At 61.3% G+C, this 310-nt stretch carries 1 protein-coding gene; it reads right to left on the bottom strand.

Annotated features, from left to right (window positions below):
* Nucleotides 1-310, bottom strand: a 310-nt coding sequence (locus EN850_RS35245; protein WP_246689335.1) for a 2-dehydropantoate 2-reductase, incomplete at both ends; no start/stop codon positions are given.

Below are 310 nucleotides of genomic sequence, written 5' to 3'. Positions count from 1 at the left end.
CCTCGCCCGGCTTGCTGATGAAGCCGGAAAGGTAGGTGGCGCCGCCGATCACGCGGTCGCGCGGCAGGTGACGACAAAGAATTTCGACGCTGTCGATGCCGTTTTGCAGCGTAACGATGCGCGTGTTGGCGCCTACGAGGGGTGCGATGGATGCAGCCGCCTCCTCGCTGTCGTAGAGCTTGACAGCGAAAATCACCAGATCGACGGGTCCGATATCAACCGCCGCTTTGCTAGCGGACACAGGCGCAAGAACAAAGCTGCCGAGGTCGCTCTGGATACTCAGACCAGTCTGGAGCATTGCCGCGAGGTG

It is taken from the genome of Mesorhizobium sp. M8A.F.Ca.ET.207.01.1.1 (genome assembly GCF_004794715.1).
In the GTDB taxonomy this organism is placed as follows: Bacteria; Pseudomonadota; Alphaproteobacteria; order Rhizobiales; family Rhizobiaceae; genus Mesorhizobium.
Note: the sequence above shows the minus strand (reverse complement) of the source record. Positions and strands in the feature narration are given on the sequence as shown.